At 33.6% G+C, this 17,320-nt stretch carries 18 protein-coding genes and 1 pseudogene; 5 read left to right on the top strand and 14 right to left on the bottom strand.

The window, feature by feature from the left end; translation table 11 throughout:
• Positions 1-81: 81 nt before the first annotated feature.
• From copZ to EUC40_RS08365, 10 genes and pseudogenes are all read right to left on the bottom strand, one after another.
• The gene (gene copZ / locus EUC40_RS08405) at positions 82-288 is read right to left on the bottom strand and encodes a copper chaperone CopZ (protein ID WP_000436973.1); all 207 of its coding nucleotides are present in this window, start codon (positions 286-288) and stop codon (positions 82-84) included.
• A 202-nt stretch (positions 289-490) separates the two neighbouring features.
• A complete protein-coding gene (locus EUC40_RS08400) occupies positions 491-793 on the bottom strand; it encodes a metal-sensing transcriptional repressor (protein ID WP_000349641.1) in 303 nt (100 codons plus the stop codon).
• A gap of 291 nt (positions 794-1,084) precedes the next feature.
• Complete coding sequence (locus EUC40_RS08395; protein WP_000644301.1) at positions 1,085-1,312, bottom strand: hypothetical protein; 228 nt, start codon at positions 1,310-1,312, stop codon at positions 1,085-1,087.
• A gap of 259 nt (positions 1,313-1,571) precedes the next feature.
• Positions 1,572-1,744, bottom strand: a pseudogene (locus EUC40_RS27175) (cation diffusion facilitator family transporter); the annotation flags it as partial.
• Positions 1,741-2,559 carry an alpha/beta hydrolase gene (locus tag EUC40_RS08390; protein WP_156574380.1) on the bottom strand — a complete coding sequence of 273 codons (819 nt, stop codon included), beginning with the start codon at positions 2,557-2,559 and terminating at the stop codon, positions 1,741-1,743. The gene EUC40_RS08390 and the pseudogene EUC40_RS27175, both read right to left, overlap by 4 nt.
• Positions 2,560-2,575: 16 nt before the next feature.
• Complete coding sequence (locus tag EUC40_RS08385) at positions 2,576-3,397, bottom strand: ABC transporter ATP-binding protein (RefSeq protein ID WP_071713291.1); 822 nt, start codon at positions 3,395-3,397, stop codon at positions 2,576-2,578.
• A gap of 14 nt (positions 3,398-3,411) precedes the next feature.
• Positions 3,412-4,434, bottom strand: coding sequence for a FecCD family ABC transporter permease (locus EUC40_RS08380; RefSeq protein ID WP_000920453.1), 1,023 nt, complete (start codon positions 4,432-4,434; stop codon positions 3,412-3,414).
• Positions 4,427-5,434 carry a FecCD family ABC transporter permease gene (locus EUC40_RS08375; protein WP_156574378.1) on the bottom strand — a complete coding sequence of 336 codons (1,008 nt, stop codon included), beginning with the start codon at positions 5,432-5,434 and terminating at the stop codon, positions 4,427-4,429. Before EUC40_RS08375 ends, EUC40_RS08380 begins: the two co-directional genes overlap by 8 nt.
• Positions 5,435-5,461: 27 nt before the next feature.
• Positions 5,462-6,427: an iron-hydroxamate ABC transporter substrate-binding protein gene (locus EUC40_RS08370; protein ID WP_001035496.1), complete on the bottom strand. Its 966-nt coding sequence runs from the start codon at positions 6,425-6,427 to the stop codon at positions 5,462-5,464.
• 297 nt (positions 6,428-6,724) lie between these two features.
• Complete coding sequence (locus EUC40_RS08365) at positions 6,725-7,483, bottom strand: exodeoxyribonuclease III (protein ID WP_071713289.1); 759 nt, start codon at positions 7,481-7,483, stop codon at positions 6,725-6,727.
• A 154-nt stretch (positions 7,484-7,637) separates the two neighbouring features.
• On the opposite strand from EUC40_RS08365, the gene EUC40_RS08360 reads away from it, so the two are divergent.
• The 3 genes from EUC40_RS08360 to EUC40_RS08350 are packed head-to-tail and all read left to right on the top strand — an operon-like array spanning position 7,638 to position 9,653.
• Positions 7,638-8,234 carry a bifunctional transcriptional activator/DNA repair enzyme AdaA gene (locus EUC40_RS08360; RefSeq protein WP_156574376.1) on the top strand — a complete coding sequence of 199 codons (597 nt, stop codon included), beginning with the start codon at positions 7,638-7,640 and terminating at the stop codon, positions 8,232-8,234.
• Positions 8,215-8,745 (top strand): methylated-DNA--[protein]-cysteine S-methyltransferase, encoded by a 531-nt coding sequence (locus EUC40_RS08355; RefSeq protein WP_156574374.1) that lies wholly within the window; start codon positions 8,215-8,217, stop codon positions 8,743-8,745. Before EUC40_RS08360 ends, EUC40_RS08355 begins: the two co-directional genes overlap by 20 nt.
• The gene (locus EUC40_RS08350) at positions 8,742-9,653 is read left to right on the top strand and encodes a DNA-3-methyladenine glycosylase family protein (protein WP_156574372.1); all 912 of its coding nucleotides are present in this window, start codon (positions 8,742-8,744) and stop codon (positions 9,651-9,653) included. Before EUC40_RS08355 ends, EUC40_RS08350 begins: the two co-directional genes overlap by 4 nt.
• Positions 9,654-9,691: 38 nt before the next feature.
• On the opposite strand, the gene pepT is transcribed toward EUC40_RS08350, so the two are convergent.
• Complete coding sequence (gene pepT, locus EUC40_RS08345) at positions 9,692-10,924, bottom strand: peptidase T (RefSeq protein ID WP_156574370.1); 1,233 nt, start codon at positions 10,922-10,924, stop codon at positions 9,692-9,694.
• Positions 10,925-11,120: 196 nt separating this feature from the next.
• Here pepT and EUC40_RS08340 point away from each other — a divergent pair, with 196 nt between their 5' ends.
• Positions 11,121-11,765, top strand: a complete 645-nt coding sequence (locus tag EUC40_RS08340) for a YczE/YyaS/YitT family protein (RefSeq protein ID WP_071713284.1) — start codon at positions 11,121-11,123, stop codon at positions 11,763-11,765.
• A 245-nt stretch (positions 11,766-12,010) separates the two neighbouring features.
• Here EUC40_RS08340 and EUC40_RS08335 read toward each other — a convergent pair whose 3' ends face one another.
• From EUC40_RS08335 to EUC40_RS08325, 3 genes are all read right to left on the bottom strand, one after another.
• The gene (locus EUC40_RS08335; protein WP_156574368.1) at positions 12,011-12,586 is read right to left on the bottom strand and encodes a histidine phosphatase family protein; all 576 of its coding nucleotides are present in this window, start codon (positions 12,584-12,586) and stop codon (positions 12,011-12,013) included.
• A gap of 165 nt (positions 12,587-12,751) precedes the next feature.
• Positions 12,752-13,585, bottom strand: a complete 834-nt coding sequence (locus EUC40_RS08330) for an alpha/beta fold hydrolase (protein ID WP_156574366.1) — start codon at positions 13,583-13,585, stop codon at positions 12,752-12,754.
• A gap of 180 nt (positions 13,586-13,765) precedes the next feature.
• The gene (locus tag EUC40_RS08325) at positions 13,766-14,170 is read right to left on the bottom strand and encodes a VOC family protein (RefSeq protein WP_156574363.1); all 405 of its coding nucleotides are present in this window, start codon (positions 14,168-14,170) and stop codon (positions 13,766-13,768) included.
• A 431-nt stretch (positions 14,171-14,601) separates the two neighbouring features.
• On the opposite strand from EUC40_RS08325, the gene EUC40_RS08320 reads away from it, so the two are divergent.
• A complete protein-coding gene (locus EUC40_RS08320) occupies positions 14,602-17,310 on the top strand; it encodes a sensor domain-containing protein (protein ID WP_156574361.1) in 2,709 nt (902 codons plus the stop codon).
• The last annotated feature ends 10 nt before the right edge of the window (positions 17,311-17,320 follow it).

Below are 17,320 nucleotides of genomic sequence, written 5' to 3'. Positions count from 1 at the left end.
TATACCCTTATGAGGTATAATTATTAGCAAAATAAATCGTACTTCATTTAAAGTACGATTTATTTCCATATCTAAAAATAATTATTGAACATCGTATCCTTGGTCTTCAATAACAGCAACGATATCTTTTAATGTTACAGCAGACGAGTCGATAGTAACTTCAACAGTTCCTTCTGCTAATTGAACTTTCACTTGTTCAACACCGTTTAGCTCTTTCACACTGCTTTCGATAGCATTTACACAATGTCCACAAGACATACCTTCAACTTGTAATGTTAACTGTTCCATTTAAAATCCTCCTCTTGTTTCTTCATTGTTTGTTAATCACAACTACATCTTACCATACCCCCCTAAGGTAATCAATGGTTTTGTATCATGATTTTTCAATTATTTTCTAAAAGTTTATTTTACATACACTTTTTCACTACAATACATCTAAATCCTATATAAGGGTAAACAAAAAACAAGCCAGTTAAAAACTAGCTTGTTTTTACGCTTTTGAAAAACGTTCAAATACTGTCATTAATTCCTCAATTGCTTCGTCACCATTTCCATCTTTAATGGCTCCTGAAACACAATGACTTGTATGATTTTTTAAGACACCCATTCCTACTTTTTTCATCGCTGCATTAATCGCTGAAATTTGCACTAAAATATCCACGCAATAACGATCATTTTCAATCATATTTTGAATACCACGAACTTGGCCTTCAATTCTCTTTAATCTATTTATAATTTGCTCTTTTTCTTTTTCTGATCTATGTGTTACTGATTCATGCTCTTTATGATCCATATTATCACCTTCTTAAAGTTTCTCTTCATCCAATACAAGAATTGCTTTTACGAGTACACCAATTATAGCATTAAATATCTATGTATGATACCCCATATGAGTATATTTCCACTCTATGATTATTCTTAACAAATTATTAGCTTCTCAGTCTCAATTTTCATAATACCCTTTCCTTTTTTCAAAAAACATCAATAAGTGGGGATTGTCCCTCCCCACTTATTATTCGTCCCCAAATATAAAAGTCTCAATTTTCACACTTGCAAACTGAGACTTTTTTCTTCCTATATATAATTACTGCTGATCACATACTTTTGTATCATTCACTACTGAAGTTCCTTCAACGGTTACCGTATGAAAACAGTCATTTACACGAACTGTCACAACATTATCTTGCCGATCAATGATATGATATTCATTAAAATTTTTATTTAGAGCACTGCGAATTTGTTCTCCTTCATAAATTGGAATGCCATGTGATAAAACCCAAATAAGTCCAGCGATAGCAAGAATAGCTTTCATACGATCTACCTCCTTGAGAATATAGTGAACTTTTTATCCGTGCTTTTGCAGCTCTACGAATCATGTTTGGAATAAACCAAGCCTTTTTGGAAATAAGTTCATTTCGTCTATTCTATGCTTATGCTAATTGTGACCGAATTGTGACAACTTTTTGTCTCTTTAGACGAAAAGTTGAAACAAAACTTTCAAAAAGGACAATTCTACTTGAACAAACAAAAGGCTATGGAGAATTTCTCCATAGCCTTTTGTTTGCATTTTATTAAACAATCATTTCGTTATGTTTAATTTTAAGTGTTTCAATTTGAATTGTAGCACGTTCAATATGGAACTGTTTTTTTACATATCAATCATATTTTGAGGAACTTCGTGATTCTCCTGTTTCTTATCAATCGTCCAAATATGAAAAGTATGCATATCTCGTACACACTCTACACACAACTAATAAATCGTAATCCCTTACTTAAAGAAGTCGGCACAACAGATGCATGGTTCTCCCCTTCAGCCTCATAAAACATAAATCTAAACTGATCGTGTTTTACTTGGAGAAGGCGCTCTGACAATTCGTTTGCCCCTACAACCATATGCTCTCGTTCTAGTGATCCAACTGTAAGGAACACTCCTGTTTCAAACTTGGCACTATTTAATTCACTTATAAGATTCTCTTCTTTTTCAAGCACAGATTGATTATTCCACCAAATAGATGGACTACTAATAAAATAATTTTGAAAGGCATTTACGTTTGTAAATAGTATATGTAAAGCAAATAAACCACCTAGCGAATGCCCAAATAACGTTTGTTTTCCTTTATCAATCTCAAAATCATTTTCGATTTGAGGCTTCAGTTCTTCTTCTATAAAAGTAAAGAAGTTATGTGCTCCTCCTGTTTTAGACCACGGTTTGCCATCTGGTTTTAAAGGCGCATCTTTTGAAATTACGCTAGGCGTAAAATCATAGCATCTTTCTTCACCTGAAAATGCACCTTCAATTGGGTAACCAATACCTACTATAATGGCTGGTGAAACACCTGTTTTTTCTGCTCGAACTGATTGTATTTTAACCGCTTCATGGAATGTTTGAAAAAAGGCATTGCCATCTAATACGTATATAACAGGATAGCCTGACTCTGGTGCTGGCTGCCTCGGCTTTGAAATATGAATTTGATATTCCTTACCTTCTAATTTCGAATACATTTTCCACTGTTCTGTATTAGATGTTATAATCTGCTGTTTTTCAATAGTAGTATTCATCTTATATCCCCCCTTCTTAACTCGTTACATATATTTCTACTTTTTCTTCTTGAGATACAACGCTATCATAACCGAAACAAACAGGAGCCCCATTATACGGATCAATCATGACACGTGCATCAATATGAAATACTTCTTTTAACACTTCATTTGTAATGATTTCTTCTGGGCTACCAGTTGTAACGATTTCCCCTTCTTTCATTGCAATAATTTCATCTGAAAACCTTGCTGCATGGTTAATATCATGTAGTACCATTACGACCGTACAATTATGTTCTTTATTTAATTTCTCCACAATTTGTAATACATCTAATTGATGAGACATATCAAGATATGTCGTTGGTTCATCTAGTAGTAACACTTCTGTCTCTTGTGCTAAAGCCATTGCTAACCATACCTTTTGTCGTTGACCACCTGATAAATTTGCAATTTGTCTCGTTCGAAATTCAGAAGTTTTCGTTATTTCTAATGCCCAATCAATCATTTCTTTATCTTTTGAAGTTAACTTATTTACGTTATTTCGATGTGGATAGCGTCCATAAGAAATTAACTCTTCTACTTTAAGCTCGCCTGGCGCAATTGGAGTTTGCGGAAGTAAAGCTAACTGCTTCGCAATTTCTTTCGTCGGAATTGTATTTAAATCCTGTCCTTGCAAATATACTTTACCGCTCTTTTGCTTTAAAATTCTTCCCATTGTTTTTAACAATGTCGATTTACCACACCCATTTGGCCCTATAATTGTCGTTACTTTTCCTTCTTGTATTTCCACATTTAAATCGCGAAACACTGTAAGCTTTTCATAACTCGTTTCTAAATTTTTTGCACTTAAAATACTCACTTTTATTCCTCCTCTTACGCTTTCGCCTTATAAAGTAAATATAAGAAATACGGTACACCGACAATAGAAATAACGATTCCAACTGGTAACTCTACAGGTGTGAACACTGTTTTTGCAATAAAGTCCGAAGCAATTACAAGAAACATTCCGATTACCCCGCACGTAGGAATAATATACTTATGCTGAATACCCACAAGCCTTTTCGCTATATGCGGTGCCATTAGTCCAATAAAACCAATACTCCCTGAAACTGCGACACATGCGCTCACAAGTCCTATACTACTTAGTAGTAAAATAGATTTCTCTCTTTCTACTGAAACACCTAAACTTGTAATACTCGTTTCTTCCAATTGAAATAAATCTAATAAATAAGCTTTCTTTTGTATGAGAGGAATTAATATAATAAGCCACGGCAACATAGCAATAATATATTTCCAGTTTGCATTATAAATACTTCCAGACACCCATACTGCAGCCATTTCAAAATCAGTTGACTTCATTTTGAGTGATAAGTACATAGAAAAGGCTCCAAATCCTGATCCAATCGCAATCCCTGTTAATAAAAGACGCTGCGAATCTAACTTACCGTTTTTCCAAGAAAACAGATAAATGATGATAGCTGCACCTAATCCGCCGACTAAACCAAACATTGGCATCATCATAATAGAAACCCAGTCTGTGCTTTTTAATTGCCCTTGAAAGAAAAACATAAAAATTACAATTGCTGTTCCTGCTCCGGCATTCACTCCTAAAATACCTGGATCCGCCAATCCGTTTCTCGTAATCCCTTGAATAACAGCACCCGCAACACCGAGACCTAATCCTACTAATCCAGCAATTACAATACGCGGAAGACGAAACTCAAAAATAACTAAATCATGGTCTGGTACTGGATCAATTCTAAGGAGTGTTTTAAATACATCTGTAATCGTAATATCAAACGTACCATTCGTTAAACTAATATAAATAGCACATAGTATTAAAAATATAATAATCCCCATCGTCATTCCGAAACGTTGACTTGAACTTTTAAGCATGTCTCTCTCCTCCTCTTGTACGGATTAAATAAAGGAAGAAAGGAATTCCAATTAAAGATGTTACGACTCCGATTGGCGTTTCAAATGGATAATTTACAAATCTACTTAAAACATCACATAATGCTAGAAAAACGCCGCCAATAACGCCTGCACATGGCAAAATCCACTTATAATCTACTCCAATTATAAAGCGAGTAATGTGCGGAATAATTAAACCTACAAAACCAACTTTCCCCACTAAAGCAACTGCCGTTCCTGTTAAGAAAATAACTGATAAAATTGCCATCGCTTTAATTAGTTTTGTACGCTGTCCTAGGTTAATAGAAACTTCTTCTCCTAAAGAAAGAATAGTAATAGATTTTGATATAAACAGCGCTAAAACTATTCCAATTATCCCAAAAGGTATCGTGATTTTAATTATATTAGGATCGACTTGATCTAATTTTGCATTAAACCAAAAACTAACATTTTGAGAAATTTGGAAATAGGAAGCCATTGCAGCAGATACACTGCTTAAAAATGTTCCAATAACTGTCCCTATAATTGCTAACCGAACTGGTGATAAGCCATTTTGAAGAAGCGAACCAAAACCAAACACGATACCGGCTCCAAGTGCAGAGCCAATCATTGAACATAAAACCATGCCAATTGAGGACATGCCCGGAAGAAAAATCATACAAAGTGTAATAACAAAGGCTGCCCCATCCGTCACACCCATAATAGAAGGGGATGCAAGATAGTTTCTTGTCATCCCCTGCATAAGTGCTCCTGATATGGCTAGAAATGCTCCGACTAAAAGAGCTGCAACTACCCTTGGTAAACGTGAAGTAATAATAATATTATGATTTACATCGCTTGAATCAAAATGAAATAATGCGTTCCACACTGTTTCAGCATCAATACTTTTTGCCCCATACAAAATGGAAAGTACAACTGTAAATAAGATGAGTATGGGTGCTATACATAATATAGTTACTGGTACTGCATTTGTTTTCTGCATATCATTCAACGCACCTTACTTATTATATTATTTAGATAAATTTTTCACTGCTTCTTTTAAGAATGCTGTTTTACTCCAAGCAGTACCACCTTGTGCCATTGGATCAACAACGTTTACAAATACTTTCTTTTCTTTCGCGGCATTCATACTTTGCCAAATTGGATTCTTTTCAATTTCTTCTAGCACTTTCGGGTTTTTATTCTCAGTTGTCTCATATTGTAAGAAAATATAATCCGGGTTAAGTTCGGCAAGTTTTTCAAATGAAATCTTCTCTTGTGCTTTTACAGTCTTTAATTGTTCTGGAGCAGTTAGCCCAAGGTCTTTATAAATTACAGGGTTGAAGTACACTCCTTCTGGATATAGGAATAGTTCGTTTGCTCTTAGTCTGATTACAAGTACTTTTTTGTCTTTTAACTTATCCCCTAGTTTTGCTTTTGCTTTTTCAGCATCTGCATTGTAATCTTTAATAATTTTTTCTGCTTTATCCTTTTTACCAGTTAATTCTCCCATTAACTTTAAGTTATCTTCCCAATTTGTTGAAACATGTGATACTGGGAACGTCGGAGCTACTTTCGTAAACTTTTCAGCTGTTTCTGCTGGGAATTTCGTACTTGATGTAATAACGTCTGGTTTTAATTGAAGTAATGTTTCGAAATTTGGTTCCATTTTCTCACCAACAGATTTCGCACCTTCTAAATCTTTCTCTAGATACTTCGGTAATTTACCACCAACAGTAATGGCACCAACTGGTTTAATTCCAAGTACTGCTGCATCTTCCATTGACTCTAAACTAGCTGTCGCAATTTTATCTACTTTTGCTGGCACTGTATATTCTTTACCTAAGTATGTAATTTTTCTTTTTTCTTCTTTTTTCGTCTCACTAGCCTTTGTTTGTTGTTTTTGCTCTCCTGAAGTTTTATCTGCACTATTACATGCCGCTAAACCTACACTTAAAACTGTAACCATCCCTAATGTAAATAATTTCTTGTTCATCTTTATATAGCTCCTCTCGAATTTTCAAACTATGTTCTCAAAAAACTTAACTATATGAAACTTATCTTACATATATATTTCATTAGATGAATAATCCTATCCAGAACTCATTCTCGTTCACTTCCCCTAAGCTATAATTCTTTTACACCTCATCAATTGATAATCTTTTTCATTGATAATGATTATCGTTACTAAGTATATATTTAATATGCAATTATTTCAAGAAAGATTTGAAAAATTTTAACAAACTGAATTAAAAAAGAAGTATCCCCCTAATATTAGGGGGACACTTCTTTTTTAGAAATTTATATGTAATTCAACTGGGCAATGGTCTGATCCCATTACTTCACTATTAATTTTCGCCTCTGTTATTTGGTCTTTCATTCTTTCGGAAACAACAAAATAATCTAAACGCCATCCAATATTTTTTGCTCTGGCTCCCATTCGATACGACCACCACGAATATGCGCCTTCCTGATCAGGATATAGATAACGATATGTATCAATAAATCCTTCTTCTAAAATACATGTAAATTTCTCTCTTTCTTCATCAGAAAACCCGGGATTTTTTCGATTACTTTTTGGATTTTTTAAATCTATTTCTTTATGAGCAACATTTAAATCACCACAAAAAATAACTGGTTTCTTCCCATCTAATCGTTTAATATACGCCCTGAAATCATCTTCCCATTTCATTCTGTAATCTAATCGTTCTAATCCTCGTTTGGAGTTTGGTGTATATAACGTTATCATGTGAAAATCTTCGAACTCTAAAGTAATAACTCGTCCTTCTTGATCATGCTCTTCAATTCCTAAACCGTATGTAACAGAAAGCGGTTCTTTTTTCGAAAAAATAGCTGTCCCAGAATATCCTTTTTTCACAGCATAATTCCAATATGTATAATATCCCTCTAGATTTAAATCAATTTGTCCATCTTGTAATTTAATCTCTTGTAAACAAAATATATCAGCATTTGATTCCTCGAGATATTCTAAAAATCCACCTTTTGCGATAACTGCTCGCAAACCATTTACATTCCATGAAATTAACTTCACTTATAATCCTCCTCTTGATGTTCACTTTCAAATTTCATGCTACCACAAAATAGAAAATCAAGCATATTTCCATCTTTGTAATCTTGCTCTTACATTTGTAAATACGTACATATGCACATTATTCAGGTTATACTAATTTCAGAGGTGATGTTCTTTGCACAATCAAGGATTTACATTAACAAGTGAGTATTGGCAAGCAATTATTCATAATGATTCTTCCTATGATACTAAATTCTTTTATGCTGTGAAATCAACTAGGATCTTCTGCAGGCCATCGTGCAAATCGAGAATACCGAATAAAAACAACGTACGAATTTTTCTAAATGCTGAGCAAGCATTGCGTGAAAACTTTCGTCCGTGCAAACGTTGTAAACCAAATGGGATAACTTTACCTAACGAAGAGTGGGTAGAACAAATTAAAGATTATATCGAAAAACACTTTGACGAAGGATTAACTCTCGACCTACTCGCAGAAATGTGCCACGGTAGCCCATTTCATTTACAACGTACTTTCAAAAAACTGATAGGAATAAGTCCAATAGAATATATACAACAATTCAGGATTGTTAAAGCTGCAGAATATCTTTCACATACAAATCAATCTATTAAAGAAATTAGTACTGCTGTCGGGATAGAGAACCCTGAGTATTTCGCAACTTTATTTAAAAGGAAAACCGGCTTTACTCCGACTGAATATCGAAAAAAGAATGAAATGAAAGAGGGATACAATAATGAATTCCTACAAAAATAAATCTATATATTGGACGCTCCTTACACATAAAAATTGGCGCTTTCATATTGCCGCAACTGAAAATGGACTATGTTTCATTGGATCACAAGACGAAAACTTCGAAGAACTAACTATATGGGCTAGAAAAAAACTGCCGCAATATAAATTGACCGACAATCCAGATTACTTGCAAACATATACGAAAGAAGTTATCGAGTATTTGGAAAACAAGCGGGAAACTTTTACATTCCCTATCGATGCTTACGGAACCGCCTTTCAATTATCTGTTTGGAATACGGTACGTGAAATTCCTTATGGGAAGACATATTCTTATTCAGAAATTGCCAAAAAAATGCAAAAACCTACAGCTATACGTGCCGTTGCTACTGCTATTGCTGCCAACCCTCTTCTCATTACAATTCCTTGCCATCGTGTTATCGGAAAGAATGGGAAACTAACCGGCTTTAGAGGTGGATTAGAAATGAAAAAAGAATTGCTTATATTAGAAAAGTCACAGGTAGAATGCATATGACAGCTGAATATACTAGCGCATTAACTTTAACAGTTCCGAAAGAATTTAGTTTCCAAGAAAATTTACGCTATCTATCCCGTTCTAACAATGAATGTATGTTTCACATTGAAGATAATAAAATTTATAAAGTTATTCCTGTTCAAAATATAAACCCTTTGGTTGAAATTAATATGAACATTGATGGCCATTTGGAAATACGTTTTTTAGGAGAATCATATATCTCTGACAAATGGATATGCGTTGCTGTAGCTAACTATGTAACAGAGTGGTTTGATTTAACTACTGATTTAGCCCCCTTTTATACATTAGCTCAACTTGATCCACTCCTTCAAGGTCCTGTTCAAAACTTTTATGGACTTCGAACTTTAGGTATTCCGGATTTATTCGAAGCACTTTCCTGGGGAATTATCGGTCAGCAAATTAATCTCACATATGCTTATACGCTAAAAAGAAGGTTAGTTGAGACATTTGGAAGTTATGTAGAATGGGACGATAGAAAACATTGGATATTCCCATCACCTGAAATAATTGCAAATTTACATGTAGAAGATCTTAAAGACTTAAAAATGACGACGAGAAAATGTGAATATTTAATTGGTATTGCCAAGCTTATTACAGAGGGAAAACTGTCAAAAGAGGATTTACTACAAACACAAGATGTAAAGCTTGCTGAGAAACAACTAACTGCTATCCATGGTATAGGGCCGTGGACTGCCAACTATGTTTTAATGCGCTGTTTACGATTTCCTTCCGCTTTTCCAATTGACGATGTCGGTTTGCATAATGCTATTAAATGTATAACAGGTTCCGAAAATAAACCTGCTAAACATGAAATAAAAGACTTTGCGGCAAACTGGGCAAATTGGGAATCTTATGCAACCTTTTATTTGTGGCGAGTACTATACTAAAAGAACCAAGTAGCACATTCGTACTACTTGGTTCTTTTTTAAGCTTGCTCCTCAAATCGTCTTGAAATTTCTACAATAACTTGAACAGCTTTTTCCATAGTATCTACCGAAACATACTCAAATTTACCGTGATAGTTTTCACCACCAGTGAAAATATTTGGTGTCGGTAATCCCATATATGATAACTGTGATCCATCTGTTCCACCGCGAATTGGATGGATATTCGGTTCGATATTTAAACTTTTCATCGCTTCATATGCAATATCAACAATTTCCCTCACAGGTTCAATTTTTTCAAGCATGTTATAGTACTGATCATTCATTTCTAAAACGACTGCATCTTGTCCATATTTCTCTTGCATTTGTTTCACAATATTTTCAACGTTATGTTTACGCGCTTCAAAATTTTCACGATCAAAATCTCGAATAATATAATACGCTTTACTTTGCTCAACGTCACCGTTTAAAGAAAGCAAATGATAGAATCCTTCATATCCTTCTGTATATTCTGGTGCCTCTTCTACTGGTAAATGCCCGTTAAACTCCATAGCCAGTTTAGTTGCATTACGCATTTTATTTTTCGCGGTTCCAGGATGTGTATTTGTTCCGTTAAATGTTAACTTAGCACCTGCAGCATTAAAGCTTTCATATTCCAAACCACCTAATGGACCTCCATCCATCGTATAAGCAAATGATGCGCCAAACGCTTCTACATCAAAATGCGATGGTCCACGGCCAATCTCTTCATCTGGTGTAAATGCCACTCTAATTTTCCCATGCTTAATTTGCGGATTATGTATTAAATAATTCATTGCAACCATAATTTCAGTCAGACCGGCTTTATCGTCTGCTCCAAGAAGTGTCGTACCATCAGTTGTAATAATCGTATGACCTTTATAAGATGGTAATTCTGGGAATTGTTCTGGTGTTAACACAACATTTAGCTCTTCATTTAATATAATCGCATTCCCATCAAAATTCTCATGAATTTGTGGTTTTACGTTTTTCCCTGTAAAGTCTGTCGCTGTATCTAAGTGTGCTAAAAAGCCAATTACAGGAACATCCTTATCCGTATTAGCAGGAAGTGTTGCCATTACATATCCATTCTCATCCATCGTCACTTCTGTTAACCCAATTTCTTTTAGCTCTTCCACTAATAACTTACCAAATTCGATTTGTCCAGGTGTTGTTGGAACTGTATGGCTTTCCTCATTGGATTGCGTATCAATTTTTACATATCTCGTAAATCTTTCAATAAGCTCTTGTTTCAAATTTGTTCACTCCCTTTTATATTTCTTTCTTCATTATAATCCTTAAGACAAAATTTTTTAACTTTTTTGACTGTGAAAGTATATATTCCATTTACATTTTTAAAGATTTAAAACAAATCAACAGGAGTCATAATATTTGTACATTTAAACTTTAACATGTAACATTCATAATTATAAAATATAGGAGGTATGAAAGATGAGGCTAACCCTCTTTCGCTATTTTCTTTTTTTCTTAGGATTAATTTTCTTTGGCCTTGGAAATGCTCTTGCAGTCAAAGTTAAATTCCTCGGGTTACATCCTTGGGAAGTTTTAAATATGGCCCTCTACCAAAAATTCGGATGGACCATTGGCACGTGGAGCGTCATATGCGGATTATGTCTCGTTTTGATTTCTTTGCTAGTAGATCGAAAATATATAAATGTGGGTACATTTTTAAATGCACTACTTATCGGTCCTATTATGGACTTTTTCTTACAATCAAATATTCTTCCAAACGCTACTAATTATTTATGGCTAAACTTACTCATTTTATTTTCTGGTATTGCCATTACAGGTATCGGAGGAGGTATGTATGTTGCGGCTGGAATTGGCGCTGGACCTCGTGATGGATTCATGCTTACTATTTCCGATAAAACAGGTCTATCTATTAGCCGTGCTCGAATCATTGTAGAATGCGTTGTACTCGGTATTGGATTTATGCTCGGTGGTCCTGTTTTTGTCGTAACTTTTCTATACACTTTTATTCAAAGTCCAATCTTTCAGCAATCATTTAAGATGTTTCAAACACTCTTACATACTTTACAAAACAAAAACAAAGAGCAAATTAATGAAAATTTATAAAACACAACTTAATACAAATGAATTCACCCTATTTACGATTTTTACCGTAAATAGGGTGTTTCTATTTTCATCTCACAATTTAAGAATATAGACTACTCATTCACAATAAAAGTATATACATCATCATAAACACAAACATTTCCCCTAATAACGTACTTCCCGGGTTTACTAAAACTAATTGTTTATTCTGTAAAAAAGAGTGTTTTTTATAAATACGAATTAAAACACATTCCATATATTCAGTTTCATTCTCCTATCCATAATCTTTCTACATCCATTAATTGCTCGTCTTTAAATTCCAGTTTATATATGTCAGGCTTCGATGTATGTATAAGAAATTCAAACCCGTATTGATTATCAAAATAATTCATCATTTGTGTCATTACAAGCCCATGTGTACCAATTACAATTTTTTGCCCTTGAAAATCCATTAATATTTCTTTTAACACTTTCACTACCCTTCTCTGACAATCCTTATATGACTCCCCTTCCGTTAGTGCAAAATTCTGATTTGAAAACATCTTCTTTACAAGTGGATACACCTCTTTATCTGATATAATCTGATCCTCACTTAAAAACATACACTCTTTGAGATTTTCATATATTAATATTTCTTTTTCATAGAAACCCGCTGTTTTTTCTATCGTTAACACAGCCCTGTTATACGGACTTGAAATGAAAGCATCAATTTCCTCTGTTTTTAATATGTCCGTTACTCTATGAGCGTCTAAACTTCCCTTTTCAGTTAATCCACGTGTTCTTTCATTCCCTTCTAATTTTGGCAATTCACCGTGCCTAACCATATAAATATATGTATTCATACGTCCTCCTTGAAAATGTTCATTCGTCTTTTATAAAGTGAAACTTTAATCAGTGGGGGTTTTCTTCATCCCCCACTGATTATTAGCCCTCACCAATCGGACTTTTATGGGCAGCCCGATCCCCAACTAACTTCTTTGCTTTCGCTGAATTTTGAGGTGGGGGTCTTACTGCCCATTAAAGCGGGATAAACTTTGCTGATTTGTTCGTCTAATCCATTCTCCTACTAAGCTCTCGAATAATTCAGGCTGTTCAATTTGTAAGTTATGCCCTGCCATATCCAAAACTGATAATGTTGCTCTTGGATAATCTTCAATAATTTCTATAATATCTTGATACCCTACCGATATATCTTGTCTTCCGGCTAATAAAAGAACGGGTTTCTCATATTTTTTATGATGAAAATCCATAGTAAGAGAGTAATTATTTTGCAACCTTTCAATAAATTCATAATTAGCAATATCTAGTCCTGGCTTAATTTCTTCTTTAAATCGCTTATATGTATATTCATTTGCTACCACCGCTAACTCACTAAAACCCTCTCTTTCCGTAGAAGTGAGCTTATTTAAAAATTCCTCATCTTGTAAAATTACCTGTTTATCTGGAAGAGTCCTTTTTTCTGGATCCGCTACAACAACAGGACATACTAATAGTAATCCGTTAACTCTTTCAAACAGCTTTGTGAGTATTCCCCTAGCTAAATAGCCTCCGTATGACTCTCCTACTAATAAAAATTCTTCCGTAGAAATGATTTTCTCAATAAATGTGATAAGCACTTCTACTATACGATCTGAACTATTTATCCAATCTGGAGCATTCGATTTTCCCATTCCAGGTAAATCAATATATATTCGCTTATAACTTTCATATTTCTGAAATACTGCTTCCATACATTTCATCATTAACCTATGATCAGGAGCGCAGCCATGTATGATAATGACTGGTTTTCCTTCTCCAACGATTTCATAGTATATTTCTGCATCTTCAATTCGAAATAACATAAAAAACCCTCCCTATTTACACATTTCTTTTGAATTGCAATACTGTCAAACTTATAAGAATACACGTTCTCAATTTACATCTCCTTTCAATTAATTGTCAAAATAAAATTTTCAGACTATAAATAAAAAACTTCCTTCTATTTTTATTTCCTAGAAGGAAGCTAATTTATTTTTACCCCATCATAATTTGAAACCTTGTTCTTCTATTTTCATCAACACAATTCTCCAACCATCTGGATCCTCTATTGTTATCCCTTTTTCTTTCCAATACGGATTCTCTGGTTCTACTTCACCGTATCCCATTGCATGCATCCTCTTACTCACTTTTTCTATTTCACTATATTCTCGCATATAAAATACTAATAAATTGTCTTTCGTTGGAGCTGGACAGGGACTTCCATCTTCATGTCTTGTAAACTCCAGATGATATTCTTCATCAGGTAGACCAAACATAACTCCATCATAGCCTTCATGATCATAGAACTCACCTATACGTTTTAAACCTAATCCTTTTTCATAAAAAGATGTAACCTCTTCAAACTTATCTGTTGGACGTGCTATCCGAAACTTCACCCAGTTTTTCATGTTCTTCCTCCCATACTAAAAATTTCATACATGATTACGTATTATTGTATATACGTAAAACATTTTTGAAATCCCTCATTAGTATGAGAATAGATACATACAAACGTCTTACTTAAAGCAACCTATAACACCCAAAAACTCATCTAGAAAGAATGTTTTCATCATTTTATATGCAACTTTACATATTTACTTGCAAATCACTAAAAAATCTTTAAAATTCAAATGATGACTAAATATACAATTTCCATCTAAAACCTTAATAACAGTACAAACTATCAAGTACAATACTTTTTCAATTTTAAGAAGTATTACACTCTTTAATTCTTTCCTTATAAACATGATTTTTATAAAGAAATCTGATACAATCCTTAAGTAATATTATTATGTATAGATATTACGAATATAGCGCATACTTATAGAAGGTGATTTAATTGAAACTAAATAAAAATTTACAACTTTGTATATTAATTACAACACTGATAGGCTATTCCATCTATTCTATGTTTTTCTTTCTATTCCCTACTCAGTTTTCAAATTTTAGTGTACGCTTCGCTTCACTCATCGTTGAAGCCATTACATTTGTATCACTCATTTACTCTATATATTCAAAAAAAGTCCGTTCAAATCCGTTTTGGATATGTATCACCATTGCCATTGGAAATTTTCTATTAGGAAAAGTTGTATATACATATCAAAATACCTTTTTTGAACCTGCAATACACCATTTTACTGTTTCTGATGTGTTTTACATGTTTTTCTTACTTTTTTTCCTTATCGCTTTCTGCTATAAAATCTTAAAAGAGTGCAATAAATGGGGAAAATTGTTCTTTATTTGTGATATATGTATCGTACTTACTTCTATATTCACATTAGAATGGTATTTATTTAATGAGCCGGATTTAAATATATTCTCTCTTTCACTGGGAGATATTTTCCTTTCATTTCTATATCCAATTGCAGATTTATTATTTCTTCTACTAGGTGTTAGTATCTTTTTCCGCCCAACAATTTTTAATTCTAAACGGAAGATTTATATTTTTATTTTTGTATTAATAAGTTCTGCAACTTTTAACTATATTTATTTTTACTTAAACAGCCATTTATCAACAGAGACGATAACATTATTACGCCTTTTATATAGAATACCTATATTACTCATTGCGATAGCTGGTTCTATTCCAAAATCTCAAAATAGCGCTACAAGCTATTTTATTGTAGATCCTATTCTAGGAAAAAAAGTTTTAGTCGTATTTCCCTATCTTGCTGTTGCAATCTTAATTGGATTTACACTCAAAGAGCAAACATCATCATCCACCCTTATTACAGGAAATTGTATTACTTTTGTATTCGTGCTGATTCGTCATTCCATTGTACATATGCAAAACAAAAAATTAACACAGCGCTTACAACTATTTAATACTCAATTAGAAGAAAAAGTTACTTTACGAACTACTGATTTAGTCAAAAAATCAATAGCTTTATCTCAAAAGCAACAAAAATTCAAATCATTATATGAATATCATCCAGACCCTATTTTTACAATTGATTTAAACGGGACGTTCTTAAATGTAAATAAAGCAGGAAATATTCTATTCGGAGCGGCTTCTAGTGAATTACTTGGTGAAACTTGTCTTTCTGTTATTTTAGATGAAGATAAGCCTAAACTTGTGTCCGCATTAGCAAAAGTAAAAAAACAAGAATCTACTTCCTTACAACTTCACTCTCAATATAAGAACGGCTTTACTTATTTTTTATATGTTACTATCGTTCCTATTATGGTAGATGAACAAATTTCAGGAAGCTACATTATGGTGAAAGATATTACCGCCTTTAAAAAACAGCAAGAAGAAATAAAATATTTAGCATTCCATGATACTGTCACAAAAATTGGGAATCGGGCCTTTTTCCAAAAAAAATTAAGAACTGTTATAAGAAATGCACAAGCAAAACAAAGTGAATTTGCACTGCTATATTTAGATTTAGACCGCTTTAAAGTTATTAACGATACACTTGGACATTCTACAGGTGATTGCATATTAGAAGAAGTAGCAAAACGTTTCCAATCATGCCTTTCATCACATACTTATGTTTCAAGAATTGGTGGGGATGAATTTACAATCCTAATTGAAAACTATACTGACCAAGATTCCTTATTATCGTTATGTAACCAATTATTTAAAAGCATGAAAAAACCGTTTGTCATACACGAACATAAGTTGACTTTATCTCTTAGCATCGGGATTGCTATTTATCCATATTCTGGAATCGATATCACTACACTATTGAAAAACGCTAATGTTGCAATGTATGACGCAAAGGAAAAAGAGCTTAACTCTGTCTCTATTTATGACGATATAATTGCTAGAAAGATTGAAAGACGATTACGATTAGAAAAAGATTTACCGAACGCAATTCAAAATGAAGAGTTGTTTCTTTTATACCAACCTCAAGTTGATAGCAATTGTAATAAAATTGTTGGAGCTGAAGCTTTAATTCGCTGGAATCATCCAGATCTAGGTATCATTTCTCCAAATGAATTTATACCAATTGCTGAGGAAACAATGCAAATCATTCCAATTGGAAAATGGACTTTACAACAAGCATGTCAGCAAATGAAACGCTGGCACACACTAGGATATTCTCATTTAAAAATAGGGGTTAATTTATCGGCCAAAGAATTTGCGCAAGAAGATTTTATACAATCCATTTCTTCTACTTTAGCAACTACTGGCTTACCCGCAGGTTCTCTTGACCTAGAATTAACGGAACGCATTGCAATGATGGATGAGAAAGAGACATTATTAAAGCTACGGACACTCAAGGGTTTAGGGATTCACATATCAATCGATGACTTCGGTACAGGCTATTCTTCGCTAGCATACTTACCCTTATATCCAATTGATACGTTAAAGATCCCGAGAGAATTTATTACAATGTCCGAAACGTGTGAAGATGGAAAGGAAATCATTAAAACAATCATCACATTAGCACATACATTAGAGATGTCTGTTATCGCCGAAGGCGTAGAAACGAAACAACACGTGAGTTTCCTTCAAAAAAATAAATGTCATTTTATTCAAGGTTACTATTACAGTAAACCTATTCATGCCGATTCATTTTCTACTCTGCTGGAAAAGTGAACTCATTCTT

Origin of the sequence: Bacillus luti (genome assembly GCF_009739945.1) — a bacterium.
In the GTDB taxonomy this organism is placed as follows: Bacteria; Bacillota; Bacilli; order Bacillales; family Bacillaceae_G; genus Bacillus_A; species Bacillus_A luti.
Note: the sequence above shows the minus strand (reverse complement) of the source record. Positions and strands in the feature narration are given on the sequence as shown.

What these genes read in the sequence shown, in the direction of transcription:
- copZ (WP_000436973.1), bottom strand. Translation starts at nt 288, where the DNA reads ATGGAACAGTTAACATTACAAGTTGAAGGTATGTCTTGTGGACATTGT.
- EUC40_RS08400 (WP_000349641.1), bottom strand. Translation starts at nt 793, where the DNA reads ATGGATCATAAAGAGCATGAATCAGTAACACATAGATCAGAAAAAGAA.
- EUC40_RS08395 (WP_000644301.1), bottom strand. Translation starts at nt 1,312, where the DNA reads ATGAAAGCTATTCTTGCTATCGCTGGACTTATTTGGGTTTTATCACAT.
- EUC40_RS08390 (WP_156574380.1), bottom strand. Translation starts at nt 2,559, where the DNA reads ATGAATACTACTATTGAAAAACAGCAGATTATAACATCTAATACAGAA.
- EUC40_RS08380 (WP_000920453.1), bottom strand. Translation starts at nt 4,434, where the DNA reads ATGCTTAAAAGTTCAAGTCAACGTTTCGGAATGACGATGGGGATTATT.
- EUC40_RS08375 (WP_156574378.1), bottom strand. Translation starts at nt 5,434, where the DNA reads ATGCAGAAAACAAATGCAGTACCAGTAACTATATTATGTATAGCACCC.
- EUC40_RS08370 (WP_001035496.1), bottom strand. Translation starts at nt 6,427, where the DNA reads ATGAACAAGAAATTATTTACATTAGGGATGGTTACAGTTTTAAGTGTA.
- EUC40_RS08355 (WP_156574374.1), top strand. Translation starts at nt 8,215, where the DNA reads ATGAATTCCTACAAAAATAAATCTATATATTGGACGCTCCTTACACAT.
- EUC40_RS08350 (WP_156574372.1), top strand. Translation starts at nt 8,742, where the DNA reads ATGACAGCTGAATATACTAGCGCATTAACTTTAACAGTTCCGAAAGAA.
- EUC40_RS08340 (WP_071713284.1), top strand. Translation starts at nt 11,121, where the DNA reads ATGAGGCTAACCCTCTTTCGCTATTTTCTTTTTTTCTTAGGATTAATT.
- EUC40_RS08335 (WP_156574368.1), bottom strand. Translation starts at nt 12,586, where the DNA reads ATGAATACATATATTTATATGGTTAGGCACGGTGAATTGCCAAAATTA.
- EUC40_RS08330 (WP_156574366.1), bottom strand. Translation starts at nt 13,585, where the DNA reads ATGTTATTTCGAATTGAAGATGCAGAAATATACTATGAAATCGTTGGA.
- EUC40_RS08325 (WP_156574363.1), bottom strand. Translation starts at nt 14,170, where the DNA reads ATGAAAAACTGGGTGAAGTTTCGGATAGCACGTCCAACAGATAAGTTT.